At 72.7% G+C, this 24,740-nt stretch carries 23 protein-coding genes and 2 pseudogenes; 10 read left to right on the plus strand and 15 right to left on the minus strand.

Annotation, left to right across the window (positions count from 1 at the left end; genetic code table 11):
• Nucleotides 1–1,251: an acyl-CoA dehydrogenase family protein gene (locus tag ACFYP4_RS27940; RefSeq protein WP_358852458.1), complete on the plus strand. Its 1,251-nt coding sequence runs from the start codon at nucleotides 1–3 to the stop codon at nucleotides 1,249–1,251.
• A 124-nt stretch (nucleotides 1,252–1,375) separates the two neighbouring features.
• On the opposite strand, the gene ACFYP4_RS27945 is transcribed toward ACFYP4_RS27940, so the two are convergent.
• The 3 genes from ACFYP4_RS27945 to ACFYP4_RS27955 are packed head-to-tail and all read right to left on the minus strand — an operon-like array spanning nucleotide 1,376 to nucleotide 4,466.
• Nucleotides 1,376–1,969: a TetR/AcrR family transcriptional regulator gene (locus ACFYP4_RS27945; RefSeq protein WP_358852457.1), complete on the minus strand. Its 594-nt coding sequence runs from the start codon at nucleotides 1,967–1,969 to the stop codon at nucleotides 1,376–1,378.
• 53 nt (nucleotides 1,970–2,022) lie between these two features.
• Nucleotides 2,023–3,705, minus strand: a complete 1,683-nt coding sequence (locus ACFYP4_RS27950; protein WP_358852456.1) for an AMP-binding protein — start codon at nucleotides 3,703–3,705, stop codon at nucleotides 2,023–2,025.
• Complete coding sequence (locus ACFYP4_RS27955) at nucleotides 3,702–4,466, minus strand: SDR family oxidoreductase (protein WP_358852455.1); 765 nt, start codon at nucleotides 4,464–4,466, stop codon at nucleotides 3,702–3,704. The genes ACFYP4_RS27950 and ACFYP4_RS27955 overlap by 4 nt, the downstream gene beginning before the upstream one ends.
• 173 nt (nucleotides 4,467–4,639) lie before the next feature.
• Here ACFYP4_RS27955 and ACFYP4_RS27960 point away from each other — a divergent pair, with 173 nt between their 5' ends.
• On the plus strand, nucleotides 4,640–5,875 hold the full coding sequence (locus ACFYP4_RS27960; protein WP_388789039.1) for an exo-beta-N-acetylmuramidase NamZ domain-containing protein: 1,236 nt from the start codon (nucleotides 4,640–4,642) through the stop codon (nucleotides 5,873–5,875).
• Between the two features lie 97 nt (nucleotides 5,876–5,972).
• Here ACFYP4_RS27960 and ACFYP4_RS27965 read toward each other — a convergent pair whose 3' ends face one another.
• The gene (locus ACFYP4_RS27965) at nucleotides 5,973–8,759 is read right to left on the minus strand and encodes a penicillin acylase family protein (protein WP_388789042.1); all 2,787 of its coding nucleotides are present in this window, start codon (nucleotides 8,757–8,759) and stop codon (nucleotides 5,973–5,975) included.
• 319 nt (nucleotides 8,760–9,078) lie between these two features.
• Here ACFYP4_RS27965 and ACFYP4_RS27970 point away from each other — a divergent pair, with 319 nt between their 5' ends.
• Nucleotides 9,079–9,684, plus strand: a complete 606-nt coding sequence (locus tag ACFYP4_RS27970) for a hypothetical protein (protein WP_358852452.1) — start codon at nucleotides 9,079–9,081, stop codon at nucleotides 9,682–9,684.
• A gap of 47 nt (nucleotides 9,685–9,731) precedes the next feature.
• On the opposite strand, the gene ACFYP4_RS27975 is transcribed toward ACFYP4_RS27970, so the two are convergent.
• The gene (locus tag ACFYP4_RS27975) at nucleotides 9,732–10,250 is read right to left on the minus strand and encodes a hypothetical protein (RefSeq protein WP_358852451.1); all 519 of its coding nucleotides are present in this window, start codon (nucleotides 10,248–10,250) and stop codon (nucleotides 9,732–9,734) included.
• A 74-nt stretch (nucleotides 10,251–10,324) separates the two neighbouring features.
• Here ACFYP4_RS27975 and ACFYP4_RS27980 point away from each other — a divergent pair, with 74 nt between their 5' ends.
• Nucleotides 10,325–11,080, plus strand: coding sequence for a 3-keto-5-aminohexanoate cleavage protein (locus tag ACFYP4_RS27980; RefSeq protein ID WP_358852450.1), 756 nt, complete (start codon nucleotides 10,325–10,327; stop codon nucleotides 11,078–11,080).
• An 85-nt stretch (nucleotides 11,081–11,165) separates the two neighbouring features.
• The gene (locus ACFYP4_RS27985) at nucleotides 11,166–12,233 is read left to right on the plus strand and encodes an RNA ligase (ATP) (RefSeq protein WP_358852449.1); all 1,068 of its coding nucleotides are present in this window, start codon (nucleotides 11,166–11,168) and stop codon (nucleotides 12,231–12,233) included.
• Between the two features lie 20 nt (nucleotides 12,234–12,253).
• Here ACFYP4_RS27985 and soxR read toward each other — a convergent pair whose 3' ends face one another.
• Nucleotides 12,254–12,757 (minus strand): redox-sensitive transcriptional activator SoxR, encoded by a 504-nt coding sequence (gene soxR, locus ACFYP4_RS27990; RefSeq protein ID WP_358852448.1) that lies wholly within the window; start codon nucleotides 12,755–12,757, stop codon nucleotides 12,254–12,256.
• A gap of 107 nt (nucleotides 12,758–12,864) precedes the next feature.
• Between soxR and ACFYP4_RS27995 the strand changes: the two genes are divergently transcribed.
• A complete protein-coding gene (locus ACFYP4_RS27995; RefSeq protein WP_358852447.1) occupies nucleotides 12,865–13,326 on the plus strand; it encodes a MaoC family dehydratase in 462 nt (153 codons plus the stop codon).
• 34 nt (nucleotides 13,327–13,360) lie between these two features.
• Here the strand turns inward: ACFYP4_RS27995 and ACFYP4_RS28000 are convergent, their stop codons facing one another.
• The 3 genes from ACFYP4_RS28000 to ACFYP4_RS28010 form a co-directional block, all read right to left on the minus strand.
• The gene (locus ACFYP4_RS28000) at nucleotides 13,361–13,987 is read right to left on the minus strand and encodes a TetR/AcrR family transcriptional regulator (protein ID WP_388789047.1); all 627 of its coding nucleotides are present in this window, start codon (nucleotides 13,985–13,987) and stop codon (nucleotides 13,361–13,363) included.
• A gap of 91 nt (nucleotides 13,988–14,078) precedes the next feature.
• Entirely contained in the window at nucleotides 14,079–14,366 is a 288-nt protein-coding gene (locus tag ACFYP4_RS28005; RefSeq protein WP_358852445.1) for a YiaA/YiaB family inner membrane protein, read from the minus strand.
• 70 nt (nucleotides 14,367–14,436) lie between these two features.
• A complete protein-coding gene (locus tag ACFYP4_RS28010; RefSeq protein WP_358852444.1) occupies nucleotides 14,437–15,588 on the minus strand; it encodes an acyl-CoA dehydrogenase family protein in 1,152 nt (383 codons plus the stop codon).
• 104 nt (nucleotides 15,589–15,692) lie between these two features.
• Here ACFYP4_RS28010 and ACFYP4_RS28015 point away from each other — a divergent pair, with 104 nt between their 5' ends.
• From ACFYP4_RS28015 to ACFYP4_RS28025, 3 genes are all read left to right on the plus strand, one after another.
• Nucleotides 15,693–16,334, plus strand: a complete 642-nt coding sequence (locus ACFYP4_RS28015) for a TetR/AcrR family transcriptional regulator (RefSeq protein WP_358852443.1) — start codon at nucleotides 15,693–15,695, stop codon at nucleotides 16,332–16,334.
• Nucleotides 16,335–16,409: 75 nt separating this feature from the next.
• Nucleotides 16,410–17,132, plus strand: coding sequence for an ArsR/SmtB family transcription factor (locus ACFYP4_RS28020; protein WP_388789052.1), 723 nt, complete (start codon nucleotides 16,410–16,412; stop codon nucleotides 17,130–17,132).
• A gap of 143 nt (nucleotides 17,133–17,275) precedes the next feature.
• Entirely contained in the window at nucleotides 17,276–18,310 is a 1,035-nt protein-coding gene (locus ACFYP4_RS28025; protein WP_388789055.1) for a DMT family transporter, read from the plus strand.
• A gap of 86 nt (nucleotides 18,311–18,396) precedes the next feature.
• Here the strand turns inward: ACFYP4_RS28025 and ACFYP4_RS28030 are convergent, their stop codons facing one another.
• The 6 genes and pseudogenes from ACFYP4_RS28030 to ACFYP4_RS28055 form a co-directional block, all read right to left on the minus strand.
• Nucleotides 18,397–19,476, minus strand: coding sequence for a Zn-dependent alcohol dehydrogenase (locus ACFYP4_RS28030; RefSeq protein ID WP_358852440.1), 1,080 nt, complete (start codon nucleotides 19,474–19,476; stop codon nucleotides 18,397–18,399).
• Between the two features lie 25 nt (nucleotides 19,477–19,501).
• Complete coding sequence (locus ACFYP4_RS28035; RefSeq protein ID WP_358852439.1) at nucleotides 19,502–20,890, minus strand: aldehyde dehydrogenase family protein; 1,389 nt, start codon at nucleotides 20,888–20,890, stop codon at nucleotides 19,502–19,504.
• A 129-nt stretch (nucleotides 20,891–21,019) separates the two neighbouring features.
• Nucleotides 21,020–22,363 carry an ABC transporter ATP-binding protein gene (locus ACFYP4_RS28040; protein WP_358852438.1) on the minus strand — a complete coding sequence of 448 codons (1,344 nt, stop codon included), beginning with the start codon at nucleotides 22,361–22,363 and terminating at the stop codon, nucleotides 21,020–21,022.
• Nucleotides 22,364–22,711: 348 nt separating this feature from the next.
• On the minus strand, nucleotides 22,712–23,527 hold the full coding sequence (locus ACFYP4_RS28045) for a class F sortase (protein ID WP_388789059.1): 816 nt from the start codon (nucleotides 23,525–23,527) through the stop codon (nucleotides 22,712–22,714).
• Complete coding sequence (locus ACFYP4_RS28050) at nucleotides 23,514–24,107, minus strand: hypothetical protein (protein WP_358852436.1); 594 nt, start codon at nucleotides 24,105–24,107, stop codon at nucleotides 23,514–23,516. Before ACFYP4_RS28050 ends, ACFYP4_RS28045 begins: the two co-directional genes overlap by 14 nt.
• A gap of 106 nt (nucleotides 24,108–24,213) precedes the next feature.
• Nucleotides 24,214–24,531: pseudogene (locus ACFYP4_RS28055) on the minus strand (MFS transporter); the annotation flags it as partial.
• Here ACFYP4_RS28055 and ACFYP4_RS28060 point away from each other — a divergent pair.
• Nucleotides 24,531–24,726: pseudogene (locus tag ACFYP4_RS28060) on the plus strand (IS630 family transposase); the annotation flags it as partial. The pseudogenes ACFYP4_RS28055 and ACFYP4_RS28060 overlap by 1 nt on opposite strands.
• Nucleotides 24,727–24,740: the final 14 nt, after the last annotated feature.

A 24,740-nucleotide genomic window follows, 5' to 3' on the forward strand; every position in this document is an offset into this window, starting at 1 on the left:
ATGGACTTCGCATTCGACGCGCGCACCGAAGAGCTGCGCGGCAAACTGCTCGCCTTCATGGACGAGTACGTGTACCCGGCGGAGGCCGTCGCCGAGGAGCAGCGCGCACGGCTGGCCTCGCCGTGGGACACCCCCGCCGTCGTCGGCGAACTGAAGGCCGAGGCGCGGCGCCGGGGGCTGTGGAACCTCTTCCTGCCGGACTCCGAGTACGGTGCCGGGCTCACCAACCTGCAGTACGCGCCGCTCGCCGAGATCACCGGCCGCAGCCCCCATCTGGCGCCCACCGCGCTGAACTGCGCGGCCCCGGACACCGGCAACATGGAGGTGCTGACCCAGTTCGGCGACGAGGCGCAGAAGAAGCAGTGGCTGGAGCCGCTGCTCGCCGGTGAGATCCGTTCGGCGTTCGCGATGACCGAGCCCGAGGTGGCGTCCTCCGACGCCACGAACATCACGACGCTGATCGAGCGGGACGGTGGGGGCACCTCCCGCTCGAGCGGAGCCGAGGGTGGGGGAGACTACGTCATCACCGGGCGCAAGTGGTACATCTCCGGGGCGATGAACCCGGACTGCAAGATCTTCATCGTGATGGGCAAGACGGACCCCGAGGGCTCCGACATCCGGCGTCAGCAGTCCATGGTGCTCGTCCCGCGCGACACCCCGGGCGTCGAGATCCGGCGGGCCATGCAGGTGTACGGCTACGAGGACCACTCGCACGGCGGGCACGCGGAGGTCGTCTTCGACCACGCGCGCGTGCCGGTGTCGAACCTGGTCGGCGAGGAGGGCGGCGGCTTCGCCATCGCCCAGGCGCGGCTCGGTCCGGGGCGCATCCACCACTGCATGCGGCTGATCGGCATGGCCGAGCGGGCGATCGAGCTGATGTGCCGCAGGGCGGTGGCCCGCAGCGCCTTCGGCAAGCCGCTCGCCCAGCAGGGCGTGGTGCAGAACTGGATCGCCGACGCCCGGGTGTCCGTCGAGCAGCTGCGTCTGCTCGTCCTGAAGACGGCCTGGATGATGGACACCGTGGGCAACAAGGGGGCCCACACCGAGATCCAGGCCATCAAGATCGCCACCCCGCGCACGGTCGTGGACATCCTGGACAAGGCGGTGCAGCTGCACGGCGCCGGCGGGGTGAGCCAGGACTTCCCGCTGGCCGAGCTGTGGGCGAGCGCGCGGACGCTGAAGCTCGCGGACGGGCCGGACGAGGTCCACCAGCGGTCGCTGGCGCGACGGGAGATCAAGAAGTACGGGTGACCGGCCGGGAGCCCTGGGGGTGGGGCGGCGGGGGCGTGGGTCTTGCCCCCGCCGCCCTGCCCGTCCCGGCTCGGGGCTGCGCCCCGGACCCCGCTCAGCGAACGCCGGAGGGGCTGGATTCCCCTCAGGGGCGCAGTGCCCTCAGCAGCATGTCGGCCAGTTGGTCGGCGAGCTGCTGGGGGGTCAGGGGGCCGTCGGGGCGGTACCACGTCGACAGGTGGTGGATCGACCCGAAGTGGTAGTCGACGACCAGGTCGGCGGGGGTGGCCGTGGAGAAGACGCCCTCCTTCTGGCCCTCTTCGATGAGCGCGCGGAAACGCTCGTGGTAGCGGCGGCGCTCGGCGCGTACCTGCTTGTTCTTCTCCGGGCTCAGATGGTGCATGGAGCGGAAGAAGATCGACGCGTCGTCGAGGTTGTCGATGGTGGTCACCACGACGTCGGCCGCGGCGCCCCGCAGCCGCTCCTCGACGGGCGCGTCCGCGTCCGCGAAGGCGTCGAGCCGCTCCTGCTGGACGCGCAGCACGCGCGCGTAGACCTCGTGCAGGAGGTCGTCCTTGGAGCCGAAGTAGTGGTAGAGGGCGCCTTTGGTGACGCCCGCCGCCTCCACGATCTCCTGCACCGAGGTCCGGTCGTAGCCCCGCTCCGCGAAGAGCCGGGTGGCGGCGGCGAGCAGCCGCTGTGGAACAGGAGGGCCGTCCCCGTCCGTCGTCCTGGGCACTGCCGCCACCTGCCTTCCGTATCGCTGTACCTGTTGTGGTGCGTCGTCCGCTGCTACGCGTTGTCCGCCTGCGACGTGCTGTCCCGGCGGGAACGCAGTTCCCGTCGGAGGATCTTCCCACTCGCCGTCTTCGGCAGCTCCGGCAGGATCTCGACCCGGCGCGGGTATTTGTACGCGGCCAGCCGCTCCTTGCAGTACGCGGCGAGCGCGTCGGGGGCCGCGTCGCTGCCGGGGCGCAGGCTGATGTACGCCTTGACGGTCTCTCCGCGGTAGCCGTCGGGGATGCCGACGACGGCCGCCTCGCGGACCGCGGGATGGGTGTAGAGGACGTCCTCCACCTCGCGCGGCCACACCTTGAAGCCGGACGCGTTGATCATGTCCTTCTTGCGGTCCACCACGTAGAGCCAGCCGTCGGCGTCCATGAAGCCGATGTCGCCGGTGCGCAGCTCGCCGTCGGGGAAGGTCTCGGCGGTGGCCTCGGGGCGGCGCCAGTAGCCGGGGACGACCTGCGGGCCGCGGACGAGGATCTCGCCCTGCTCCCCGAAGGGCACTTCCCGGCCGAGGTCGTCGACGACGCGTACGACCGTGTCGGGGCCCGGCACGCCCACGGCCAGGGTGCCCGACACCGGGTCGACCGGGGCCTCGCGGCCGGGCGGCACGGAGGCGCAGGGCGCGCTGCACTCGGTCAGGCCGTAGCCGTTGTGGAGGTACGGGCCGAAGCCGGCCCGGAACTTCTCCACCAGGGCGGGCGGCAGCGGCGCCCCGCCGGAGGAGATCATCCGGAACGACGCGAAGTGGTCGCGGGTGACGGCCGGGTGCGCGGCGAGCGCCATGAACGCCGTCGAGGGGCCCACGGTGTAGAGGGGGCGGTGCTCCGCGAAGGCGTCGAGGACGACGCCCGCCTCGAAGCGGTACGCGAGGACGAGCGTCCCCGCGCTGTTGAGGCACCCGGCGAGCTGGGCCACCATCCCGGTGATGTGGAACAGGGGGGCCAGGGCGAAGTACACCGGCGCTTCGGGCAGGTCGAGTCCGGTGCGCTGACGTTCGGCGTTGTGCATCAGGTTGCCGTGGGTGTTGGTGGCGCCCTTGGGGGCGCCGCTCGTGCCCGAGGTGTAGCTGATGAGCGCGATGTCGGCCGGGGCCGCGTCGCGGCCCCCGGGCGCCGGGTGGCCCCGGCGGGCCACGGTCAGGAGGTCGTCGGCGTCCGCGGCGGCGGGGAGCCGCTCGAAGCCGAGCACGCGCGGGTCGTCGCGGGTTTGCAGGTCCAGCTCGCAGGCCGTGAGGACGAGGCGTACGGGTGAGTCGGCGGCCGTCTCGCGCAGATACGACTCCCAGGCGCGGTCGGCGCAGACGAGGGCGCTGACCTCGGCGTCCTGGAGGACGTGCCGGACCTCGCCCGACTTGTACATGGGGTTGACGGGTACGACGATCGCGCCCGCCTTCCACGCGCCGAGCAGCGCGAGCACGAAGTGCGGGGAGTTCTGCAGCAGGATCGCCACGCGGTCGCCGCGTTCGATGCCGCGGGCGGCCAGGTGCCCGGCGACGGAGTCGCTCAGCTCGTCGACCTCGCGGTAGGCGAGCCGCCCGTCGAAGTAGGCGAGGGCGGCCCGGTCCGGGGTGGCCGCCGCGGCTCTGCGCAGGGCGTGCACGAGGGAGTCGAGGGGGTCGACCGGGGCCCGCTGCGCCTCGTTGAGCTGGGCCAGCCAGGGCCTGGCCGCGTAGCGGGAGGCCGTCACTGGGACGCCTCCCATTTCTGCTGGAGGTGGTTCATGCCGGTCAGCCAGCGGTCGGGGTGCGCGGCCCGTGCCTCGTAGTACCCGGCGACCTCGGGGTGCGGGAGGATGAGGAACCGGTCCTCCGCCATGCCGTCGAACAGGGCGGACGCGACGTCGTCCGGCTCGATCGCCGTCGGCAGGAGCACCAGGTCGCCGGCGCTGCCGGCGGCCGTGAGCATGTCCGTGCGGACGCCCTGCGGGCAGATCGCGTGGACCTTCACTCCGCGGTGGCGGTAGGTCAGCGAGAGCCACTCGGCGAAGGCGTACGCCGCGTGCTTGGTGACGCTGTACGGCGCGGCGCCCACCATGGTGAGCAGTCCGGCGGCCGAGACCGTGGAGACGAAACGGCCGCTGCCGCGCTCCAGCCAGCCCGGGATCAGCTCGTGGGCCGCACGGACGTGGGCCATCACGTTGACGTCCCAGGCGAGCGCCCAGACCTTCTCGTCGGCCGCCTCGGTGCCGCCGGAGGCGAGGCCCGCGTTGGCGCAGTACACGTCGATGGTGCCGCCGAGTGCCTCGCGCGCCTCGGCGACGATCGTGGACGCGTCGCCCGGGACCGCGGTCCCGCCGATCTCGTCGGCCACGGCCCTCGCCTTGTCGGCGTCGAGGTCGTTGACCACGACCCGGGCGCCCTCGGCGGCGAAGCGACGGGCCAGCGCGGCCCCGATGCCGCCCCCCGCTCCGGTGACGACCACTCCCGCATCCTGCACGGCTTCCACCATCGGTCTCCTTCGGCGCGACGCGAATCGGCTCCTGCTGCGCGTCAGACTAACCAGTCGGTATGTAGTGGCGGAAGGGGTGGCCCCGACGAGGCCGGTCCGCTTCGTTCCGTGGCGCCGCGGTGACCGCTAGCGTGCGTGACCATGACAGTTCCGTCGATCACGGAGGTCACCGCATGAAGCTGTCCAGACGAGGCCTGCTCGCCGCCACCTCGGCCGCGGTCGCGGCGTCCGCGACGCCGGCCGCCGCCCACGGAAGCGGCCGGCGGCTGCGCACCGGCTTCGAGCGCCTGGCCGCGGACGGTTACGCGCTGCTCGACGGCCGGCGGGTCGGCGTCGTCACCAACCCGACCGGCATCACCCGCGACGTGCGCCACATCGTGGACGTGATGCACGCCGACGACCGGGTGGACCTGACGGCCGTCTTCGGTCCCGAGCACGGCTTCCGCGGCACCGCCCAGGCGGGCGGCTCCGAGGGCCGCTACGACGACCCGGCGACCGGACTCCCGGTCTACGACACGTACTTGAAGAGCGGCCGTCCGCTGGCCGACGTCTTCACCGCCTCCGGTGTCGACACCGTCGTCTTCGACATCCAGGACGTGGGCGCGCGTTTCTACACGTACATCTGGACGCTGTACGACTGCATGGAGGCCGCACAGCTCGCGGGCAAGCGCTTCGTGGTGCTCGACCGGCCGAACCCGGTGACCGGGCGCGCGGCTCTCGGGCCCGTCCTGCACAAGGAGTTCGCGACCTTCGTCGGACGGCAGCCCGTCGCGCAGGCGCACGGCATGACGGTGGCGGAGCTGGCCCGGCTGTTCAACGGCGAGTTCCTGACGACGCCGGTGCCGCTGGAGACCGTGCTCATGACCGGGTGGCGGCGGTCGCAGTTCTACGACGCGTCGGGGCTGCCCTGGGTGCCGCCGAGCCCGAACATGCCCACTCCCGACACCGCGCTCGTATACCCCGGCACCTGCCTCTTCGAGGGGACGAACCTGTCGGAGGGGCGGGGCACGACCCGGCCGTTCGAACTGCTCGGGGCGGAGGGGCTCGACGGGCGCTGGGCCGAGGCCGCCGAACGCCTGGAGCTGCCCGGGGTGCACTTCAGGGAGGCGTACTTCACGCCCACCTTCTCCAAGTTCCAGGGCAAGACGGTCGGCGGGGTGCAGATCCACGTCCACGACCGGGCCGCGTACGACCCCGTCCGCGCCGGCATCGCGCTCCTGGTGACCGCGAAGCAGGTCTGGAGCGGGTTCGCATGGCGCCCGGACAACTGGATCGACAAGCTGACGGGCTCCGCGCTGGTGCGCACGACGATCGACGCGGGAGCGACGGCCGACGAGGTCGTGGCGGCCTGGCAGGACGAACTGGCGGCGTTCCGGCGCGTGCGCGCGGAGTACCTCCTCTACCGGTAGCCGCCGGGGATGCCCCAGGGCTCCCCGGCGGGCCCGTGCGGCGGCGGGCCATGTCGGTTCGGCCCGCCGCCGTACGGAAGGGGTGCGTCGCCCGGGCTCACCGGTGCGACGTGAACTCCACCACCTGCTGGTAGGTCGGCCGGTTCTGCCAGCCGATGCCGCCGTGCTTGATGCCGCCGAGCGTCCGGTGCACGATCGAGTCGGCGCACCACTGGTCGCCCGCCGAGCACTGGTCGTCACCCGGGTAGACCTGGGACGCGGTCTTTCCCGCCGCCTCCTTCAGCGTGCTGATCAGGATGTCCCGGCAGGCGCCGAGGCTGCCGCCGCCGCAGTACTTCTTGGCCGGGCCGCCCCGCACCGGCTCGCCGAGGACCGCCCGGATGTCCTTGTGGACATAGCTCCACCAGCCGTACTGGAAGGCGCTTCCGGCGTGTGCCCCGGTCGGCCCGTGCGCGGCGGACGGCGACTCGTCGACGGGCAGGTTGTTCGTGAAGGCGGTGTACAGCTCGGCGCCGAGGCCCGGTTCGAACTCGGCCTTCACCAGCAGCGGCCACCAGGCGTCCATGATCCGGATCGCGTCGGCGTGCGCATAGGTCTTCGAGCCGGCCGCGGTCTCGGCCCGCCGTCCGCCGGCGCTCGCCCAGGCGGACAGCTTGCCGGCGGCCGCGGCGGCGGTGGCGTCCGTGACGGGCTCGCCGTTCACCACGTTCAGCAGCTTCGGCAGCACGTCCTCGGCCCGCAGGTCGGCGAGGGCCGCGTCGGCCATCGCCTTCACCAGCGCGGCCCTGGTGACACCGCCCGCGGTCACCAGTTTCCCGACCCGGTCCTCCAGGAGATTGCCGCGGTGCACGGACCCGTCGCCCCAGGACGCCGTCGAGTAGTCCTTGGCCTGCTTGTTGTTCCAGGAGATGTAGTAGTCCTGGTCGACGGAGTGGGGGTGGGCGGACGGCGGGGTGTAGTCGGCGGTGTTGTTCTCCGGTTTCCAGTTCCGCCACTCGTAGGCCGCCTGCGCCCGGACCGGGTAGTCGGGGTCGACACCGGTGGCGCGGACGGGGTTGTCACCGCTGTTGTGGTAGGCGGTGTGCTCGGAGTCGGCGTAGAACCAGTTGAAGGTGTAGTTGATGTGCTGGACCGCGCTCTGGAAGGTCGCCGCGTCCTTCACGTGATCGGGGTCGTTGAGCATCTGGAAGCCGATGATCGAGTCGGCCTCGTGCAGGAACGAGGAGCGCAGGGTGGTGTAGGCGACCTTCTTGCCGCCCACCGTCGCGCGGTACTCCACCGGTCCGTACTTGGTGCGGTAGACCTGCATGCGGTACGAGCCCGCCGGGGTCGAGTCGGCGACGGTCGGCTTCCACGCGTTGGTCCGCTCGACCTTCTCCATGGCCGTGCAGGTGCCGTGGTACAGGTAGTGGTGGTCGTCCTGGCAGAGCTCCACCGCGTACGTGTCGATGATGTCCTGGCCGGAGGTGGTGGCGCTCCACGCGTAGTCCCGGCCGCGCCCCAGTTCGACGTACATGCTGAGGCCCGCGAAGGAGGCGCCGCGGGCGCTGAGACCCGGTCCCTGGATCTCCTGGAGCATGAGCAGCTGGGGTGCGAAGTACCCGGTCTGCGGGCCGAAGACGGCGACGGGATGGCCGCTCGCGGTGTGCTTGCCGCTCACCACCAGGGCGTTGGACATGCCGCGCCTGGCCGAGCCGAGGGCGGCTGCGGCCGTGGCCGAGGCGGCGGTGGCACCGGACTTGGCCGCGCTCCCCGTGCGGTCGTAGACCAGGGGCTCCCGGGTCACCGAGCCCGCGTCGGGCAGGGCCCGGCCCTGCGGGTCCGCGGGCTTGGAGGCGTACGGGAAGCTCTCGCCGTTGTGGACGGTCAGCACCGCCTCGGGGTCGTTGCGCTCGCGGAAGGACTCCCAGACCTCGGTGCCCTCGGCCACGCCGTACCTGGACTGGGCGGCCAGCAGCGAGAGGGCGTTGCCGACCTCGCCGCCGCCTCCCGAGCCGAAGAGCGCGCCGATGACGGAGGCCAGCGCGACCAGGTCGGTGAGCTTGAAGTGGTCGATGGTGCCGGCGTTGGTGATGGAGTCCTTGTGGCCGGTGAGGACGTACTCCCCGGGGAAGTAGCGGCCCTTGTCGGAGGTGTCGATGTAGGCGTTGACACCGTCGAGGTAGGCCTTGGCGTCGGCGAGGGCCTGCTGCCCGCGGGGGCCGTTGTTCGCGGTGGCGTCGTCGATCTGGGCCTGTAGGTCGGCCTCGGTGTAGGGCGCGTTGCGCCAGAACTCCTGCTCCAGACCCTGGTTCGAGGGCGCTCCGCCCGCGAAGGAGGTCAGTTGGCCGCGTCCGACGTGCCGGAAGACGTCCATCAGCCACAGCCGGTCCTGGGCGGCGGCGTACCCGGCGCCGAACTCGGTGCCGTAGCGGGTGGTGCCCGTGATGTGCGGGACGCCGGTCTTCTTGTCCCGGACGATCGTCACGTCGCCGCGGCCGGCGGGCTTGACGGTCGAGGCGACCTGATCGGAGGGGACGCCGAAGGACGCGTCGTTGAAGAAGTCGTTGATCTTGGTGTCGGTGAGCGCGGAGTACCCCGAGGGGAGTTTGGCGTAGGGCGCGAGCTGGTCCTCGGCGTGGCCGGGCTGGGTGCCGAACGCCTGGTTGAGCAGGATCTCGGCGAGGGTGGCGTTGCCGTTCTCACCGGGCGGAAGGATGTCCGAACACCGGCCTCCGCAGTGGTCCTCGGCCGCGGTGACGGTCACCGGTTCGGCGGCCGCTTGGGTAATGGGGGACAAAAGACCGGCAATGAGGACGCATATGGATGCGCTCTTGAGGAACTTGGGGAATCTGCGAGGAGTTCTCAGTCTGTCGAGGGTGGTGCGTGGGGTGTGCCGTGGCATGGCAGCTCCTCCCGACGGGGTGGTGCCGGACGTTACCGCCGGTATCCCCGCGCCGGAAGGTGAACATGCGTCACTTTCTCGGGACGACGGCTCCGCGCGGAGCGGTCCGGGCCGAGTGGCCTTGTCCGCTGCGGACTTCGGCAGGCGGTTGACAACGGCGGGAGGCCCGTCGTGAAGGGATCGGTGGACGGATGGTGGCGGTCGTCGGACATCGGATGGAGCCGAATCGCGTGTCGATACGTCTATTCGGCGACGTCCGCAGGACGACGACGCCGAAGTGACCGAAGTTCAGGTGCAGATGTGACGGAGGTGCAGGGCGATGGCCGGTTTCCGGAGTCTGGCGAGACAAGTGCGCGACCCGCGGTGCGATCTGGCACTGCGGCGCTATTCACTGCGCAAGTGCCTTGAGAGGTTCGCCCCGTACGGGCATCGGGCGACCTGGGACCACTTGTGCTCCAGGGCCGGCTTCGGCCCCGAGGACCGATCCCCCGACCCGGCGCGGCTCGTGGCCGCGCTGGACGAACTGGAAGAGGCCCGCAAGGTCTGGCTCGCCTACGAGGTCGCGTTCGCGCAGCGCCGCAAGAAGGAGAAGCACGACGGACTGCGCAGGCCGGGCACCGTGGACGACTGGCACCGGCTGACCTGGGGCGGCTTCGGGGTGGCCTGGTGCGACGACCCGGAGGTCCACCCGCACGGACCGCTCGCGGAGGTGCTGCGGCGGCTGATCGCCGCGCTGGAGCGCGAGCCGGGCACGGTCTGCCCGGTGTGCGCGGAGGACCGCCTCGTCTGGAAGTACGACCTGGCCCACGAACCGTCGTCGGGGCCGGTGTGCACGGGCTGCGGCATCGTCGTGCCGCGGCCCGTTCTGACACCCGAGGCCCTGGCGGAGACGCGGCGCGGACGGCTGCTGCTCATGTCGGCGTGAGGGCGGCGGGGGTGTGGCGCGTGGGGACGCACCCCCGTGCGGGCGGCCTACGGCGTCCGCACGTCCGTGTGGATGGCGAGCTTGAACTCGGCGAGCGTGATCCGGGTGGCGATCCTCGCGTCCCCCGCTCCGCGCGCCGAGATCTTCAGACCGACCGGGGTCCCGGGATGCACGAACATCTGCCACAGATAGGTGCGGAACTGGCCGCCCCGGGTCAGCATCGTGTCGTTCGTGGCCGTCGAGTCGTATCCCGTGGACGAGTTCAGCGGGTCCCGCACGAAACGCGCCCGGTACTCCAGGGCGCGTGTGTCCGCCTCCCAGAACACCATGGCGGACAGCACGCCCCAGCCGTCGTGGCTCGGCCAGATCAGCCCGGAGCGGGCGTCGGGGAACGCGGAGGGCTCGGAGCCTCCGTGCGCCGGGTCGTGCATCCGCCACGGGTCGTAGGACTCCTCGGCCGCCCCGTAGGGGAAGCGGACGAGGTGATAGCCGTCCTCGTCGTACGTGATCCGCTGGGCCCCCGAGCGCGCGGCCTCCCATTTCAGCGAGCTGATGACGACACTCATCGTGTTCCTCCTCCGCTGCGCCGGGTTCCGCGCGGATCCGGCGGTTGTCAGTGGCGTCGGGCACCATCGGGGGCATGATGCAGGTCTGTCTGAACGGAGCCCGCGGGGCCGAGGCCGGCGCGGTCGTGCCGATGTCGCCGGGAGCGCTGGCCGACTCCGCCGCCGGGGCCGTGGCGGCCGGGGCGGTGGACATCCACGTCCATCCCAAGTCTCCCTGTGGACAGGACACATTGTCCGCGCAGGCGGTTGCGGCCGTGCTCGAAGCGATACGTTCACAGGTTCGCGTCCCGGTCGGCGTGACCACGGGCGCGTGGGCCGAGCCGGATCCCGCGGCCCGGGTGGCCCGGATCCGCGCCTGGACGGTGCTGCCCGACCACGCCTCGGTCAACTGGCACGAGCCGGGCGCCGAGGAGGTCGCCGCCGCGCTGCTCGACCGGGGAGTGGGCGTCGAGGCGGGCATCTGGTCCGGTACGGAGGGCGCCGCGCGGTTCGCGGCGTCGCCGCTGGCCGGGCGGGTGCTGCGCGTCCTGGCGGAGGTGACCGACCCCTCCCCCGCGACGGCCCCCGAGGCGGCTCGGGCCTTGCTCCGCGACCTCGGCGCCGCGCACGGCAGGCCCGTGCTGCTGCACGGCGAGGAGGGCGGCGCCTGGCCGGTGCTGCGCCTGGCCGGGCGGCTGGGGCTCGCGACCCGGATCGGTCTCGAGGACACATTGGTTCTGCCGGACGGCCGGCGAGCGGAGTCCAACGCCCGGTTGGTGACGGCGGCACTGCGGCTCCACGGCGGAAGCCACCGCCTCGACGCGGCACGGAGCCCGGGCCCAGGACGGTAGCAACCCCGAAATCGCTGGCTCCACCCCTTTTGCGTGCGGACAGTTGGGCGCGATGAGGCACGGCTGAGGAACCGAGGAGCCCACGATGTCGACGCTGCGCGTCACCGCCGAAGTGCTGACCGTCCACGAGCATCCGAACGCGGACGCGCTCGAACTGGCCCAGGTGGGTCTGTACCGGGCCGTCGTCGCCAAGGGCGCCTACCGCACCGGCGAGAGCGCCGTCTACATCCCGGAGCAGTCGGTGCTGCCGGCCGCCCTGATCGAGGAGCTGGGACTGACCGGGCGCCTGGCGGGCAGCGGTGCGGACCGGGTCAAGGCCGTACGGCTGCGCGGCGAGCTGTCCCAGGGCATCGTGTGCCGCCCGCGGGCCCTCGCGGACGTCGACCTGGCGAGGGCCGCCGCGGAGGGGACCGACTTCGCCGGGCGGCTCGGCATCGTCAAGTGGGTGCCGCCCGTCCCGCCCACGATGAACGGCGACATCGAGCCGGCGCCCGGCCTCCTGCCCTGGGTCGACATCGAGAACATCCGGCGCCACCCGGACATCTTCACTCCCGGCGAGCCGGTCGTCCTGACCGAGAAGCTGCACGGCTCGGCCTGTCTGCTCACGTACACGGCCGCCGAGGGCCGCGTCCAGGTCTCCTCCAAGGGCTTCGGCGCCAAGTCGCTGGCACTGAAGGAGGATCCGCGCAACGTGTACTGGCGCGCGGTCCGCGGCCACCGGGTAGCCGAGGCGGCGGCGCGGCTCGCCGAGCGGCTGGGCGCGGCCCGCGTCGGCATCTTCGGCGAGGTGTACGGCGCGGGCGTGCAGGACCTGTCGTACGGTGCCGACGGCCGCCGGGAGACCCTCGGTTACGCCGTCTTCGACGTGTCCGCGGAGATCGACGGGCAGGTCCGCTGGCTGGACGCGGCGGAGCTGCTCGACGGCGAACTGCCGCTGGTCCCGCGGCTGTACGCGGGTCCGTACGACGTCGAGCGCGTTCTGGAGGCCGCCTCGGGCCGGGAGACCGTGTCCGGACGCGCGCTGCATCTGCGCGAGGGTGTCGTGATCCGTCCGGCCACCGAGCGCCACAGCCCGGTGACGGGGGGCCGGGCCATCGCCAAGGCGGTCAGCCCGGCGTACCTGACGCGCAGGGGCGGCACGGAGTACGAGTAGGGGCGGGCGGGGGCTGTCGCTCAGCGGCAGCCCTCGGACTCCCGCGGGTTCTGCCGCCGGGCGGTCGCGGCCGGTTCGACCATGAGGCGGGAGCCGGCCCGGCGTTCGCCGAAGACGTCGTCGGGGTTGGAGAGCACGCAGTTCTCCAGCGACAGGCAGCCGCAGCCGATGCAGTCCGTCAGGTGGTCGCGGAGCCGGCCCAGCTGCGTGATGCGGTCGTCCAGCTCCGACCGCCAGGCCTCGGAGAGGCGGGCCCAGTCCTCCCGCGTCGGCGTGCGCTCCTCGGGCAGTTCGGCGAGCGCCTCGCGGATGGTGGCGAGCGGGATGCCGACGCGCTGCGCGGCCCGCACGAAGGCGACACGGCGCAGCGTGTCGCGGTGGTACCGGCGCTGGTTGCCCGGGGTGCGGCGGCTGCTGATCAGGCCCTTGGACTCGTAGAAGTGCAGGGCCGAGACGGCGGCGCCGCTGCGGGCCGACAGCTGGCCGACCGTGAGTTCGTGGATCTTGTCGGAAATCTGGGGCACCCCTGGAACCCTACCCACCCCGTCACCCGGCCGGTCCGTTGACATGAGCCCCGAGCCGGACCATGCTAAGCAGTCGCTTAGACATTGACGCGTGGGAGGCCAGGGACATGGCAGAGCCGAGGATCTTCACATCCGCCGACGAGCTGAAGGCGGCCGTGGGCGAGCAGTTGGGGCACAGCGACTGGCTGGAGATCGACCAGAAGCGGATCGACCTGTTCGCGGACGCCACGGGCGACCACCAGTGGATCCACGTGGACCCCGAGAAGGCCGCCGCGGGCCCGTTCGGCACGACCATCGCGCACGGCTATCTGACGCTGTCGCTGCTGCCCGCCCTGGTGCCGCAGGTGCTGCGGGTCGAGGGCATGAAAATGGGCGTCAACTACGGCTCCAACAAGGTGCGTTTCCCGGCGCCGGTACCGGTGGGCTCGCGCCTGCGCGCCACCGCGGTCCTGACGGAGGTCACCGACGCGGGCGGCGGCGTCCAGGTCACGGCGGCGGTGACGGTCGAGCGCGAGGGCGGCGACAAGCCGGTGTGCGTCGCGGAGTCGGTCTCCCGCTACTACTTCTGACCCGGGGCGGACCGGAGCCGACGCCGGCCGCGGGTCACTTCCTCGCCCCCACCATCCGCAGGACGAGGTCGGCGTAGAGCGCGCCGACCTCGTCGGGCGTCCGCGGCCCGTCGACGTTGAACCAGCGCGCCACGTCGATGCAGAGCGACAGCACCGCGAGCGACGTGCCGGCGACGTCCGGCACGTCGAAGGTGCCCGCCGCCACGCCGTCCTGGATGATGCCGCGGACCTGCGCGTCCACCTGGCGGCGCAGGGCGACGATCTCGGCGCGGGTGTCGGGGCCGAGGGCGTCGAGCTCGTACTGCACGACCCGTGCGGTCGTGTGCTGGGCGGCGTGCCAGCGGACGAAGGAGGAGACGGCGACCTCGAGGCGTTCGGCGGCGCCGCCCTCGCCGTCGGCCGCCGCCCGCAGAATCGCGAGCGCCTTCTCGTGCCCGATGCGGCTGATCCGGTGGAGCAGCTCTTCCTTGGTCTTGTAGTGGATGTAGAGCGCGGCCGGGCTCATGCCCGCGCGGCCCGCGATGTCCCGGGTCGTGGTCGCGTGGTAGCCGCGCTCGGCGAAGGCCTCCACGGCGGCCACGAGCAGCCGCCGGGCCGCGTCCGGGGTGACCTCTCCCCACGGCTGCATCTCGCCGCCGGCCGTCTCCTCCGCCGTACTCATCGCTCGCGCCCCTTCCAGTGACAGGACGAACACCATACCCCCGAAGCTGAGCGGGCGCTTAGAGTGCCCGCTCAGCGGCGCGCGAAAGTGGTCAGCGCTGCTCGAAGGGGTCGTGCTCGGCGAGCAGCTTGTCGAGCCTCGCCTGGTCGACGCGGCTGATGATCTGCCCGGCCTCCTGGCGGTCGCGGATCACCTTGGCCAGGGTGAAGGACGAGGTCACGAGGTAGAGGACGGCGATGCCGAGGAACCCGCGCACCCAGGCGTTGGCGTCCAGCCGGAAGATGCCGAGGGCGGTCGCCGCGATGGCGACCGAGAAAGAGGCCACTGCCTGGCCGTAGAAGGCCGCCGTGGACTGCTGCTTGACCGGTGTCTCACTCATGGGAACAGCTTCGGCGGATGCGGCCGGGGCCACATCCGCCGGGATACTCACGGAACACGCGAGGACGTACTCAGAAGGCGGAGACGCCGGTCAGCGCACGGCCGATGAGCAGCTTCTGGATCTGGCTGGTGCCCTCGTAGAGGGTCATCACGCGGGCGTCGCGCAGCAGTTTGCCCGCCGGGTACTCGTCGATGTAGCCGTAGCCGCCGAAGACCTGGAGGGCGTTGTTCGCGGCCCGCACCGCCGCCTCCGAGGCGAAGAGCTTGGCCTTCGAGGACTCGGGCGCGAACGGCAGCCCCCGGTCGATGAGGTCCGCGACCCGCCAGGTCAGCAGCCGCGCGGCGTCCACGTCCACCGCGATGTCGCTGATCAGCTCCTGGACGAGCTGGTGGTGGGCGATCGACTTGCCGAACTGCTCGCGCTCGGTCGCGTACTTCACCGCCACGTCCAGTGCCGCCTGCGCGATGCCGACGCAGCCCGCGGCGACGGACATGCGCCCCTTGGCCAGCGCGGACATGGCGACGGAGAAGCCCTTGCCCTCCGGCGCGAGCATCGCGGTGGCGGGGACGCGCACGTCCTGAAGGACCAGTTCCGCGGTGGCCTGGCCGCGCAGGCCGAGCTTGCCGTGGAGCGTGCGCCGGGTGAGGCCGGGGGCGTCGGCCGGGACGAGGAAGGCGGAGACCCCCTTGTGCCCCGGTGCGTCCGTGGAGCGGGCGAAGAGGAGCACGACGTCGGCCCAGGTGCCGTTCGTGATGAACATCTTCGTGCCGTTGAGGACGTAGTCGTCGCCGTCGCGCACGGCCCTCGTCGTCAGACTGCCCGCGTCGGAGCCGGTGCCGGGCTCGGTGAGGCCGAAGCAGCCGACGAGATCGCCGGAGGTGAGACCCGGCAGCCACCGCCGCTTCTGCTCCTCGTTCCCCCAGTGCGCGATGGTCTTGGCGACCAGCCCCAGGGAGACCGAGACGATGCCGCGGACCGAGGAGTCACCGCGGCCCAGCTCCTCCGTCACCAGGCAGTACGCGAGGTGGTCGCCGCCGGAGCCGCCGTACTCCTCGTCGACGGTGAGGCCGAGGAAGCCGACCTCGCCGAGCTTCTTGACGATGGACCGGTCCACTTCCTCGGCACGGTCCCAGGCGACGACGTTCGGGGCGATCTCGCGGTCCACGAAGTCCTTGGCGAGCCGCCGGACCGCGGTCTGCTCCTCGCTGAGCTCCAGGTTCATGACGCGTCACCCCACATGGAAGGCCGTACTCTCAGGCCGAGCTTGAATACCGAACATTTAAATTAGCACTGCTAGTTTCTGTTCGCAGCCCTACTATGTGCGCCATGGCCCGACCGCGCAAGCCCCTGCTGAGCACCGACCGCATCGTCGAGACGGCGCGGGGGCTCGTCGACACGGAGGGTCTCGCGGCCGTCTCGACGCGCCGCCTCGCCGCCGAGCTGGGAGTGAGCGGTCCCTCGCTCTACAACCACTTCCGCACCAAGGACCAGATCCTGGAGGCCGTGGCGGACTCGGTGAGCGCACTGGTCGACCTGTCGATGTTCGAGGACGGGCGGGACTGGCGGACCGCCCTGCACGACTGGGCCGTCTCCTACCGGGCCGCCCTGCGCGCCCACCCGAACATCGTCCCGGTCCTGGCGCGCGGCCCCGGCCGCAGACCCGCGGGCCTGCGCCTCGCCGACGCCGTCTTCGGCGCGATGGTCGACGCGGGCTGGCCACCCGCCCAGGCCACGTCCATCGGCGCGCTGATGCGGTACTTCATCATGGGTTCCGCGCTGGGCTCCTTCGCCGGGGGCTTCGTGGACGACGAGACGGCCTACGACCCGGCCGACTATCCGCACCTCGGGCAGGCGCACCTCCTGGCCGAGCAGCAGGAGAAGATCGACGAACGGGCCTTCGAGACGGGCCTCACCGCCCTGCTGGACGGGCTGGCACAGCAGTACCGGCAGGTGGGACGGGGCGTTTAGCTCTGGGCACGGCACCAGGCACCCTCCGGTACGGTTCGGCGCGCGCCGAACCGTCGATGCGGCAGGCTGGAGCGCATGACGAACCGACGCGGGTCCCGGGACAGCCGGGCACCGCGGCTGGCCCGGCTCGCCGGACTGGTCGCCGACGAGACCCGGGCCGCCTTCCTGCTGGCGCTGCTCGACGGGCGGGCGTGGACCGCCGGTGAACTGGCCCGGCACGCCGGGGTCGCCGCCTCCACGGCCAGCGAGCACCTGGGCAAGCTGGTCCGGGGCGGTCTGCTCGCCGAAGAACGCCAGGGGCGCCACCGCTACGTGCGGCTGGCGGACGCGCGGGTGGCGCAGCTCGTCGAGGATCTCGCCGCCCAGACGGCGCCCGGAGCCGCCGAACGGCCGCGCGGCCTGCGGGAGTCGAGCGCCGGGTCCGCGATGGCACGCGGGCGCACCTGCTACGACCACCTGGCGGGGCGGCTCGGCATCGCCGTCACGCAGAGCCTGACCGAGCGCGGCCTGCTGCGCCAGGACACCGGGTTCGCGCTGACGGACGACGGGCTGGACTGGTTCGCCGAGGCCGGGATCGGGCTCGTCCGCACGGGGCGGCGCCCGCTGGCCCGGGCGTGCCTCGACTGGACCGAGCGCCGCCCGCACCTCGCGGGCGTCGCGGGCGCGGCCCTGTGCCGCCACGCGCTGGAGGCGGGCTGGTGCGTGCGCATCGGCTCGGAACGGGCGGTGAAGGTCACGAACGTGGGCGAGCGCGTGCTGGCCGAGCTGCTGGGCATCGACGCGGCGGCGCTGCGCTGACCGGGGCTCCCGCGCCCGGGGCCGCGGGGGCGGGCCCCGCGGCGACCCGCTCTTCGCTGTCCGGCGACCACGACAGCCCCCTCCCCGCCACGGTGCCCAAAAACCGCGAGCCCTTCCCCGTGGCCCCCTCTAGCCTCAGGAGCATGATGAACACTTCCCCGTCCGCCCCCGGCCGCCGTGCGGAACTGCTCGCCGCGGGCGCGGCCACGGTCACCGTCATGCTGTGGGCGTCCGCCTTCGTCTCCATCCGCAGCGCGGGCGCCGCGTACGCGCCGGGCGGGCTGGCCCTCGGGCGGCTGCTCGCCGGCGCCCTCGCGCTGGGGGTGCTGTGGCTCGTCCGCAAGGAGGGGCTGCCGCCGCGGGCGGCCTGGCGCGGGATCGCGATATCCGGGGTGCTCTGGTTCGGTTTCTACATGGTGGCGCTCAACTGGGGCGAGCAGCAGGTGGACGCCGGCACGGCGGCACTCGTGGTGAACACCGGGCCGATCCTGATCGCGCTGCTCGGCTCGCGGCTGCTCGGCGACGCGATGCCGCCGCGGCTGCTCGCCGGCATGGCGGTCTCCTTCGCGGGCGCCGTGACGGTGGGGATGTCGATGTCGGGCGGCGGCGGTTCGTCGGTCCTCGGTGTCGTCCTGTGCCTGCTCGCGGCGGGGGCGTACGCGGCCGGAGTGGTCGCCCAGAAGCCCGCGCTGGGCAGCGCCAGCCCCCTCCAGGTGACGACCTTCGGGTGTCTCGTCGGGGCGGCCCTGTGTCTGCCGTTCGCCGGGCAGCTGGTGCGGGACGCGGCCGACGCACCCCTGTCGGCCACCCTCAACATGATCTACCTGGGCATCTTCCCGACGGCCCTGGCCTTCACGACCTGGGCCTACGCGCTGGCCCGTACGACGGCGAGCCGGATGGGCGCGACCACGTACGCCGTGCCCGCGCTGGTCGTACTGATGTCCTGGCTGTTCCTCGACGAGGTGCCGGGGCTGTTCACGCTCGGCGGTGGCCTGCTGTGCCTGGCGGGGGTGGCGGTCTCCCGGTCCCGGCCGCGCACACGGGCGACGGCGGCCGCGTGCACGGCGCCGGTCCCCGAGCCGGCCGCGACCGCGCAGCCGGCCGCGGGGAGGAAGACCGACGTCGAGACCGGGCCCGGAGCGAGTACGGGGACCGGGACCGGGACCGACAGGGCCTGAGCGCCGGTCCGGGCGCTGTACCGGCACCGGCACCGGAACGGCACCGGTACCAGTGCCGGTAACCGGTGCTCGCCGCCCCGGGCCCCCTAGAAGATCACCAACGCCCGGCCGCCCTTGCCCGCGACCATGTTGTCGAAGGCCGCCGGGATGCCGTCCAGGGCGATCCGCTCGGTGACCAGCACGCCGAGGTCGAGGCGTCCGGCGCGGACGAGTTCGGCCAGCACCGGCACGTCCCGCGCGGGGTCCGAGTTGCCGTACACGCACCCCGAGAGGGTCCTTCCCCAGTGGAAGATCTCCAGGGCGTTGAAGGTGACCTGCTGGTCCTTGCCGCCGATGCCGACGACCGTGGTGCGGCCGCCGCGGCGCGTGGAGTCCCAGGCGGTACGGATGGTGACGGCGCGGCCCACGCACTCCACGGCCACGTCGACACCCTGTTTCCCGGTGAGGCCGCGGATCTCCCGGGCGGTGTTCTCGGAGGCGACGACGTAGTCCGTGGCGCCGGCCTCCCGGGCCAGGGCCTCCTTCTCCGGCGAGACGTCCACGGCGACGATCTTCGACGCGCCCGCCAGACGGGCCGACTGCAGCGCGGAGAGACCGACCCCGCCGACGCCGAAGACGGCCACCGTCTCGCCCTCCCGGACCCGGGCGGAGTGGTGGACGGCGCCGTAGCCGGTGAGCACGGCGCAGCCGAGCAGGGCCGCGTCGGTGAGCGGTACTCCCTCGGGGAGGGGCAGGACGCACGCGGCGGCCACGACGGTCTCCTCGGCGAACGCGGCGACGTTCAGGCCGGGGTGCAGGTCCGTGCCGTCCGCCCGGTGTGCGTACACGTCCCCGGCGCCGGCCAGCGCGTGGGCGCACAGCCAGACCTCGCCGAGCGAGCAGGCGTGGCACTTCCCGCAGGAGGGTGCCCAGTTGAGGACGACCGCGTCACCCGGTGAGACGTGGGTGACGCCCTCGCCGACGGAGAGGACGGTGCCGGCGCCCTCGTGACCGAGGACGGCCGGGACCGGCACCCGCATGGTGCCGTCGGACAGGGACAGGTCGGAGTGGCAGACCCCGGCGGCGGCGAGCCGGATCCGTACCTGGCCGGGGCCGGGTTCGGGCAGCTCGATCTCGGTGATCTCCAGCGGGGCACCCACGGCGGGCAGGACAGCGGCGCGGACCATGATGAGGAAGGCTCCCGGATCTCGTCTAGAACTGCAGGGACTTGGTCTGGAGGTACTCGGACAGTCCGTGCGTGCCGAGCTCGCGGCCCACGCCGGACTGCTTGTAACCGCCGAAGGGTGCCAGGGGGTTGAAGCGTCCGCCGTTGATGTCGACCTGGCCGGTGTCGAGCCGCCGCGCGAACGCGACGGCCTCCGACTCCTCGCCGGCCCACACCGCGCCCGCGAGTCCGTACACCGTGCCGTTGGCGATCCGCAGGGCGTCCGCCTCGTCCTCGTAGCGCAGGATGGTGAGGACCGGCCCGAAGATCTCCTCCTGGGCGACGGTCATGTCGGGAGTGACGTCGGCGAAGACGGTGGGGCTGACGAAGTAGCCCTGCTCGCGCGGGGATTCGGGACCGCCCGCGACGAGCCGCGCGCCCTCCGCGACGCCCTTCTCGATGTATCCCCGTACGCGTTCCTGCTGCTTGGCGTTGACGACGGGGCCGATGCGGTCGCCGTACTTCGCGGCGGCGGCAGCGGCCAGCCCGACCGCCTCCTCGTACTGCGAGGTGTGCACCAGCATGCGGGTCCAGGCGCTGCACGTCTGTCCGGAGTTGGACATCACGTTGGCGACGCCGACGTTGACGGCCTTGGCGAGGTCGGCGCTCGGCAGGATGACGTTGGCGGACTTGCCGCCGAGTTCCAGGGCGACCCGCTTGACCGCCGCGCCCGCGGTCGCGCCGATCCGCCGGCCGACGGCAGTGGAGCCGGTGAAGGAGACGAGATCCACGCCCGGGTGCTCGGCGAGGGCCTGGCCTGCGACCGGGCCGAGGCCGGTGACGAGGTTGAAGACGCCGGCCGGGACGCCCGCCTCGGCCACGGCCTCGGCGAACAGCTGGGCGGTGAGCGGCGTGTCCTCGGCGGGCTTCAGCACCACCGTGCAGCCCGCGGCGAGCGCGGGGGCCACCTTCGCGACGATCTGGTGCAGCGGGTAGTTCCAGGGGGTGATCGCGCCGACGACGCCGACCGGCTCCTGGTAGACGGTCGAGTTGCCGACCTTCTCCTCGAAGGCGTACGTGGCGGCCAGCTCGGCGTACGAGCCCGCGACCAGGATCGGCACGCTCGCGTGCACCGCCTGCGAGAACGGCAGGGGCGAGCCGAGTTCGGCGGTCACGGTCTCGGCGATCTCGTCCTTCCGGGCGACGAGCACGTCGCGCAGGGCGGCCAGGCGGGCCGCCCGCTCGGCCGGCGGCGTGGCCGCCCATCCCGGGAAGGCGGCACGCGCGGCCCGTACGGCGGCGTCGACGTCCTCGACCGTTCCTGCCGGGACCCGGCCGACGACCTGCTCGTCGGCCGGGTTCACGACCTCGATCGTGTCGCCGCCGGCGGCGGGGCGCCAGGCACCGTCGATGTACATGCCGTCATGTGCCTTCATCGTGTTCCTCCCGGGAGGGGCCGCGTCGTCCGCACCCTAAACTAGCGATGATAGTTTTCCGGCGCCAGAGGGGTCCGGCCTCCGGCTCCTTCTCGGCACCCGCGGGCTCCCGGCTCCCGGTGCCCCGGCTCACTCCTCCAGATCCGGCAGCCGCGCCGGGGCCGGGCAGATGCGCTCGCCGTGCTGGTCGAAGACGAACAGGTGGGCGAGGTCGACGAGGAGCGGCACCTGCATACCGTGGCGGAGCTCGATGTCGGGGGTCGTGCGGACGACGAGGTCGCCGGGCAGCCGCCCGGCCGGGGGTGCCGTCTCGACAGGCTCCGGTTCCGCGTCCCCGGGGTGCTCCAGCACCACCACCGGTCCCGCCCGCAGCGAACCGGCACGCTCGCGCAGCCGGTCCAGGACGGTGCCGTCCCGGCGGCGGCGCCGCACCGCACGGGAGGGCCGCGGCGCCTCCAGCTCCGGTACGACGGCCGGCCGCGAGCCGGTGTTGAAATGGACGAGGACCTCGTGGCCCTGGAACTCGACGTGCTCGACGAGTCCGGTGATCGCCACCTCACCCGGGCGCGCCTCGGCGGGCCTGGCGATCCGCACGGCCTCGGAACGCAGCCCGACGATGACCTCACGTCCCTGCTGCACCCGGAGCAACTGGTGGTCCAGGGAGAGCGGTTCGGGCAGCCGCAGATACTGCCGGCCGAGGCTGATCGACATGGCGCCGTCGAGCGGCGCCCGGACCAGCCCGCGCAGCAGGTTGATCCGGGGCGTGCCGATGAAGGCGGCGACGAAGACGTTGGCGGGCAGGGCGTAGACCGTGCGCGGTGTGCCCAGCTGCTGGAGGACTCCACCGCGCAGGACGGCGACCCGGTCGCCCAGCGACATCGCCTCGGTCTGGTCGTGGGTGACGTAGACCGTGGTGACGCCCAGGTCCCTGGTGAGTTTGGCGATCTCGGCCCGCAGGTGGTTGCGCAGCTTGGCGTCGAGGTTGGACAGCGGTTCGTCCATCAGGAAGGCGGAGGGATGGCGGGCGATGGCCCTGCCCATGGCGACCCGCTGGCGTTCGCCGCCGGAGAGCTGGCTGGGGAACCGGTCGAGCAGGTCCTCGATGCCGAGCATCCGGGCGGTGGCGTCGACCCGCGGGCGGGGGTCGGTACCGGGGGTCTCGATGCGCAGCGGGAAGCCGATGTTGTCGCGGCCGGTCATGCTCGGATAGAGGGCGAAGTTCTGGAAGACCATCGCCATGTCCCGCCCGGAGGGCGGCAGATCGTTGGCGTACTCGCCGTCCAGCCGGATCTCGCCCTCGGTGGCCTCCTCGAGCCCGGCGATCATGCGCAGGACCGTCGACTTGCCGCAGCCGGAGGGGCCGAGCAGGACGAGGAATTCACCGGGGCGGATGTCGAGCGACAGCCGTTCCACCACGCGGACGCCGCGGGTGTACGACTTGCTGACCTGGTGCAGGGAGATGGCGCGTGTCATGGCTGGTGCCCCCGGGGGCTCACAGGGCGCTGGTGCTCCGCGACGGAACGTCCCGCGCGGGTCGTACGGGACGTATGAGTCACGGAAGTTAACGGACCGCACACGCCCAGGGGAAGACGCGCGCCGGATCTGACGGACCGTTCGGCATACGAGAAAGCGGACCCTCCGGTTCTCTGCGATCGCGGGGTCGGTGCCCGGGCCTCCGGCTCGCAGTCCGCCCCGCGCCACCCGCGCGCGCCTCCGCGCTCGCGCGCCGGACGCCCCCCGCCCCCGGCCCCGCGGCGGACCAGGCGGCACCCGACCCCCGCCCCGCGGCGGACCGGCCGGCTCCGGCCGCCGGGCGAGGGGTCAGCGGGTCGCCGTGAGGTGGGCGAAGACCACGACGTTGCTCGCGTACCCGGTCTTCGCGCTGTACGTGCCCCCGCAGGTGATCAGGCGCAGCTCCGGACGCCTGCTCGGGCCGTACACCTTACGGTCGGGAAAGCGCGACTTCTCGTACGTCCGCACCTCGTCCACCGTGAAGACGGCGGTCCGCCCGTCCGCCCGGCGGGCCTCGACGACCTTGCCGGGCCGGAGCGCGGCCAGTCCGGCGAAGACGGCGGCGCCGGTCCTGGTGTCGCGGTGGCCGACGACGACGGACGTCCCCGGTTCGCCCGGTGAGGGTCCGCCCGCGTACCAGCCCACCAGCTTGGGGTTGTCCACCGGCGGGGTGGTGAGCTGCCCCCGCCGGTCGAGCCGCAGGTCCATGACCGGCGCGTGCAGGCGGAGATACCTGATGTCGAGCGCGGTCGGCCGGGACCGGGGCAGCGGCCGGGGCGGGGGCGCCGGCCTCGGGGTGAGGGTGCGCCGGGGGGTGGGAGCGGGAGTGGGGGGCCGGGTGCGGGTGGGGGCAGGCCGGGGTGCGGGGGGCCGCCGGGTCTGCCGGGCCGACTGATCGGGACGAGGCCGGGGCGCGCCGCGCGCGTCCGGGACGGCCGGGGCGGGGCGGGGCGACGCCTCGGCGCCTCCGTGCCCCGCCGCGCCGACGGCAGCCGGCTCAGCGGGCTCGTCGTCCTGAGCGCACTGGATGCCGGCCGTCACCAGGACGACGGTGAGGACCGCCGTCCTGGCGAGACGGTACGCGCGCGTCCGGTACCAGGGCCTGCGGCGCCTACGCCGCACCATCGGGGCGACGGCGCAGCAGGCGGAAGTACACGACTCCCCCGGCCACGACCAACCCCACGGCCGCGGCACCGGCGAACGGCGAGATCGCGCCGCTCTCGGCGAGACCGCCGCCGCCCGCGTGGACACCGCCCTGCGGGGCTCTCGACGGGGCCGCGGACGCGTCGGCCGGGCAGTCCACGTGGAAGACCTTCTCCTTGGGGGTGCCGGTGCCACCCGTCACCGTGAGCTTGTACTGCCCGTCGGGCAGCGCCAGCGGGTCGCTGTGGCCGCCGCCCGACGCGAGCGCGACGGTGCCGTTCAGGGTGGCGCCGCTCGGCGACGGGGGCTGCGACTGGATGACGTAGGTGAGACTCGGGGCCACGTCGAAGTTGGTGGCGTCGAGGTAGAACTCACACACCTTCGGCTCGTCGCGGGGGTCACTGAAGGGCGTGCCCACCTTGTGGATCTTGACGTCGCCGGCGGCACCGGGGACAGCCGGGACGGGGGCGGCGACGGCGGCCTGCGCTCCGGCCAGGGCGGAGCCCGCGAGGGTCAGTGCCGCGAGAGCGGCGGCACGGCGTGGAAGGGTCGAGGTGGGCATGCGATTCCTCCGAGTCGGACGAGACGATTTTCATACAAATCGCTCTTTCACCTGACTCTCTTTCACATCCGCACCGGCCGACACGGGAGCAGCGCCGGACGGCGCGTCAGATGTCCCTCGCCCGGCCCAGTCCCGCCCCGCGCCTTCGGGGTGTGCCACCTCGCTCCGGGACCGGTGCCGGTCCCCCGGGCGCCCGCAGGGCGAGCCCCGACGACAGCAGCAGCGCGCCGAGCATCACGAACGGCGCGGCCACCCCGGTGGCTCCCGCGACCAGACCCGCCGCGGCGGGCGCGGCGACCTGCCCGAGCCGGTTGCCGGTCAGCCGCAGCGCGAGCGCCGTGGACCGCGCGCCGTCCGGGGCCGCCCGGACCACGGTCGTCATGGACAGGGGCTGCCCGACTCCGAGACAGAACCCGAGCACTGCAGTTCACCCTGTCGAATTCGAACTATCGCAGCCACCCGCGCCGACCAGGGCCCTGCACCGATATCTGCGCTGGCGCAACACCAATGCCCCCGCCACCCCGACGTCCTCGCAGCCCAGCGCAGAAAACGCGCCCGCATCCGCAGCGACAAGGGTGTCCGTCCGCTGGGGCGGACGCCCCTCGCACCCGCAGCCTGACACCGCCTGGCGGC

The organism is Streptomyces sp. NPDC005551 (assembly GCF_042871785.1).
In the GTDB taxonomy this organism is placed as follows: domain Bacteria; phylum Actinomycetota; class Actinomycetes; order Streptomycetales; family Streptomycetaceae; genus Streptomyces.

Bases quoted from the DNA above. Each gene is read 5' to 3' on its own strand.
- ACFYP4_RS27985 (WP_358852449.1), top strand. From the start codon at position 11,166: ATGTCGACGCTGCGCGTCACCGCCGAAGTGCTGACCGTCCACGAGCAT.
- ACFYP4_RS27970 (WP_358852452.1), top strand. From the start codon at position 9,079: ATGGCCGGTTTCCGGAGTCTGGCGAGACAAGTGCGCGACCCGCGGTGC.
- ACFYP4_RS27995 (WP_358852447.1), top strand. From the start codon at position 12,865: ATGGCAGAGCCGAGGATCTTCACATCCGCCGACGAGCTGAAGGCGGCC.
- ACFYP4_RS27965 (WP_388789042.1), bottom strand. From the start codon at position 8,759: ATGCCACGGCACACCCCACGCACCACCCTCGACAGACTGAGAACTCCT.
- ACFYP4_RS28050 (WP_358852436.1), bottom strand. From the start codon at position 24,107: ATGCCCACCTCGACCCTTCCACGCCGTGCCGCCGCTCTCGCGGCACTG.
- ACFYP4_RS27960 (WP_388789039.1), top strand. From the start codon at position 4,640: ATGAAGCTGTCCAGACGAGGCCTGCTCGCCGCCACCTCGGCCGCGGTC.
- ACFYP4_RS28020 (WP_388789052.1), top strand. From the start codon at position 16,410: ATGACGAACCGACGCGGGTCCCGGGACAGCCGGGCACCGCGGCTGGCC.
- ACFYP4_RS28010 (WP_358852444.1), bottom strand. From the start codon at position 15,588: ATGAACCTGGAGCTCAGCGAGGAGCAGACCGCGGTCCGGCGGCTCGCC.
- ACFYP4_RS28035 (WP_358852439.1), bottom strand. From the start codon at position 20,890: ATGAAGGCACATGACGGCATGTACATCGACGGTGCCTGGCGCCCCGCC.
- ACFYP4_RS27980 (WP_358852450.1), top strand. From the start codon at position 10,325: ATGATGCAGGTCTGTCTGAACGGAGCCCGCGGGGCCGAGGCCGGCGCG.
- ACFYP4_RS27940 (WP_358852458.1), top strand. From the start codon at position 1: ATGGACTTCGCATTCGACGCGCGCACCGAAGAGCTGCGCGGCAAACTG.
- ACFYP4_RS28025 (WP_388789055.1), top strand. From the start codon at position 17,276: ATGATGAACACTTCCCCGTCCGCCCCCGGCCGCCGTGCGGAACTGCTC.
- ACFYP4_RS27975 (WP_358852451.1), bottom strand. From the start codon at position 10,250: ATGAGTGTCGTCATCAGCTCGCTGAAATGGGAGGCCGCGCGCTCGGGG.
- ACFYP4_RS28000 (WP_388789047.1), bottom strand. From the start codon at position 13,987: ATGAGTACGGCGGAGGAGACGGCCGGCGGCGAGATGCAGCCGTGGGGA.
- ACFYP4_RS28040 (WP_358852438.1), bottom strand. From the start codon at position 22,363: ATGACACGCGCCATCTCCCTGCACCAGGTCAGCAAGTCGTACACCCGC.
- ACFYP4_RS28030 (WP_358852440.1), bottom strand. From the start codon at position 19,476: ATGGTCCGCGCCGCTGTCCTGCCCGCCGTGGGTGCCCCGCTGGAGATC.
- ACFYP4_RS28005 (WP_358852445.1), bottom strand. From the start codon at position 14,366: ATGAGTGAGACACCGGTCAAGCAGCAGTCCACGGCGGCCTTCTACGGC.
- ACFYP4_RS28045 (WP_388789059.1), bottom strand. From the start codon at position 23,527: ATGGTGCGGCGTAGGCGCCGCAGGCCCTGGTACCGGACGCGCGCGTAC.
- ACFYP4_RS28015 (WP_358852443.1), top strand. From the start codon at position 15,693: ATGGCCCGACCGCGCAAGCCCCTGCTGAGCACCGACCGCATCGTCGAG.
- ACFYP4_RS27955 (WP_358852455.1), bottom strand. From the start codon at position 4,466: ATGGTGGAAGCCGTGCAGGATGCGGGAGTGGTCGTCACCGGAGCGGGG.